We start from the raw sequence: 315 nt of genomic DNA on the forward strand, positions 1-315 counted from the left end.
GATGAAATGGGAGTGACACTGTGTCACTTACAAGAATCTCAGGTGACAGACTGTCATGCTGAGGTGACAGAGAGTCACTTAGTGGGTGACAGAGAGTCACTCGTTCTTAACAGTACTCCTAACACACCTCCTAACAATACACTTTTATCTGTTATCACAGATGGATTTGATCATTGGTGGAAATTGTATCCAGTCTGCAGGCGCAAAAATAAGAGTGGTTGTTTTACTAAGTTTAAAGCTAAATGTAAAAAACTTAATGCTGATCAAGTTGAGGAATTGGTTAATGCTATCTCTATTGATATTCAAAAAAGAATA

The 315-nt window shown here is 37.5% G+C and carries 1 protein-coding gene; it reads left to right on the plus strand.

The annotated features are described in order from the left end of the window. A partial coding sequence (locus D5S11_RS20120) for a hypothetical protein (RefSeq protein WP_206504732.1) occupies positions 1–315 on the plus strand: 315 nt, incomplete at both ends.

Origin of the sequence: Bacillus sp. L75 (assembly GCF_003676355.1) — a bacterium.
Classification (GTDB): Bacteria; Bacillota; Bacilli; order Bacillales; family Bacillaceae; genus Bacillus; species Bacillus velezensis.